The organism is Escherichia sp. AM3 (assembly GCF_032029835.1).
Classification (GTDB): Bacteria; Pseudomonadota; Gammaproteobacteria; order Enterobacterales; family Enterobacteriaceae; genus Escherichia; species Escherichia coli.
In genome coordinates this window covers 1-2,587 of the sequence record NZ_JAVUPQ010000190.1, presented here as the reverse complement: position 1 = coordinate 2,587, position 2,587 = coordinate 1, and the positions used below count along the sequence as shown (strand labels likewise).

The following is a 2,587-nucleotide window of genomic DNA, read 5'->3' as shown; positions in this document are numbered from 1 at the left end:
TTCCAGCTCTGAGTTATTTTATGCCTTAACGGATTCACCCAGAAAAAGTATGATGAGGTCGTCATTCTGTTTCCAGTTAAGAATGAACATAGTTTCTCAAGTTCTTTACCAATTCCAACTGCTTGTTTTTTTGAATATTTGGCTGATGCTAACCTTGCACATTCATCAAATATGATATTATTACACTTGATAATATTAGCTTCTCCGTATGATTTCAATAAAACAAACTCAATGATTTTCAACATTGACAAAGTATTTTGGTTTGACTTTGACTTGTTAAACGAGTGAATATGCAACATATAAGCTTTAGCAAAATCAATGAAACTACCATCTAATCTATCTTTGCTATTTCGATTATTGTTCATGTCAAACTTATTGAATCTATAATATCTCTTCCATACATTGCTTTCCCATGAAATCGCTAACTTCGAGTTTAAAATATTACTCTTACAAAATTCAATAAATTCATCAACATTTGAACTCGGATTATTAGTATTGGCTGGCTCGAATAAGATTATATTGGTCATTGGGAACTCCAGGCTCTAAAGTTTTTACAAGTGAAACATTCAATTTGGTCGTCTTTACCATTAAAAAACTCGAACGAATTTAAAACATATTCAGTAAAGAGCTTCTTGTTTTTTAACTGTTCTTCTCCAAGAAATATCTTTGATAGCGGTTCAAAAAAAGGATTAAGCATCTTGTCTATATCATGAACATTGTCTGGACAATTTTTTATGTATATCCCTGATGAGTTTATAGATTTATGGTCTAATGCTTTAGCGATTACTTCAACTGATGCACCTTCCTTTGCTAAACGAGTTCCCAGGGTATACCTAAATCGTCTTGCATTAATCCGTATAGGACCGTTATTACTTGATGACCTAATGTTGAATTTAGTAGTCAAATTATTTAGTTTGTTTGAGATAAAAGAATTCTTCATATGTAAAAAATCAGTTATCATGATGGTATCTAAACTTTGTCCAGTATCAATTAATACATATTGTTTAATGTCCATGAGTATAGGTAATTCATTTTTTAAATGACTAATATTCCTCTTGACCCTACCTTCGATATGTTTCTGGTTCAGATCAATCAAGGTTATAAGTTCCTCATACAGGTTATCGTCGATTCTCATCATGCTGAACTCACTTCTGAAGTTCTTCCTTTGTTTTACTTTCGGTATATTTAGAAAACAACCCTCTTCCGTTCTTATGAGATCTTTCGCTTTCAACGAAGTTAGCTGTGATGGCCTCCTTCCCGTTGTTGCTAATAGAATAACGTAGCAATAAATAAACAGAGGGATTTTATTTTCTTTCAACAATTTTCTGATACTTTCAAGTATGATTTTCAGATCTTCTTCCGTTAGTGGTCCACTATTCGGATCTCTTCGTTTAACGGCTTCCCCTGTTAAATTAGGTTTAATGGTTATTTTTTCCAGCATTCTTAGAGCTGAGTTATCTACTCCTTCATAACCGAGTTTTTTCCATTTACTAAGAAAGTTCTTTATTGAATTTAGCTTATAGTTTTTCTCAGGGCCTAAGCTAACATTAAATTGATAAACCGCTTTGGAATTAATCATTCCAAGATCCATCAATCTTAGCCATTGGATAAAGATGTGATTTATATTCTTTATGTAGCCTGCGCTATATTCAGACGAAAAATATGCCAAGGTATTAAGATAACCAATACGCATCGACTCTGGCATTTTATCGGCAACCTTATGTGGGTAAACACAATTATTTATATCTAATTGCCATTTATTATCAGAAATCCTGAAGCTATACCCCTTCATCATTGAAAATAAATTATTATCTTTCTTTAATGTTCTTGTTTTCATTTCATACCTCCTTAGTTATTTTTCTTAAAGAGTCATAAACCCTTTCAATAACTTCTTTTTCTTTTATTGATATGTGTTTGAAGTTATAATTTTCTGACATCTTTGAATCTTTTGACCATCCCATGAGATAGCACCTCAACTCTGATTTTCGGCTGATGTCTAAATTCGAATCATCAATTTCATTTGAATAGAAATAGTTCCAAGAATGCCTCAGTTTATGACCTGATAAATTTTTTAATACCGGACTTGATTTTTTAATAGTCGAAATTATCTTTTCATATGCGGAAACAGATAAAGGTTCCCCTGTTGTTTTACATGAACCGTGTGTAACAAACAAGAAGTCATGCTTCTTCTTTTTGGTGTATTTATTTCTATAGTTATTTATGTAATCCAAAATCTCCATTGCTAACTCGTCCGACAATGGGATTTCCCTTTCACCAGTTTTGACTAAAGGTTGATTCAGCCTTCGATCTTCAATGCAATCGTGTCTTCTGAAAATATTAAGTGTATAACCTCTGGGATTGAAATCATTAACTTTTAGATTTAATAGCTCTCCTGCTCTTAAACCACAATTCAATAGTAAGGTAAAAATGAGCCTGTTTCTCACCTGAACCTCCTTCTGGAAAGGATTTTGGCTTCCTTCGACTTCCAATAGCTTAAATAGTGTCTTTATTTGTTCTTCGCTTAGCGATTTATCTTTTCTGTTATTCACGCTAAGTGATTTATTTCGCGGGAGATGTGCTCTAATAC

Annotated in this window: 2 protein-coding genes and 1 pseudogene; all 3 read right to left on the bottom strand. The window is 32.7% G+C overall.

Features of this window, described 5'->3' with window-relative positions; translation table 11 throughout:
• Nucleotides 1-527, bottom strand: a pseudogene (locus tag RTW80_RS23835) (DNA-binding protein); the annotation flags it as partial.
• Nucleotides 524-1,837 (bottom strand): site-specific integrase, encoded by a 1,314-nt coding sequence (locus RTW80_RS23830; RefSeq protein ID WP_312720508.1) that lies wholly within the window; start codon nt 1,835-1,837, stop codon nt 524-526. The pseudogene RTW80_RS23835 and the gene RTW80_RS23830, both read right to left, overlap by 4 nt.
• 1 nt (nt 1,838) lies before the next feature.
• Nucleotides 1,839-2,587, bottom strand: a 749-nt coding sequence (locus RTW80_RS23825) for a site-specific integrase (protein ID WP_312720506.1), incomplete at its 5' end; no start/stop codon positions are given.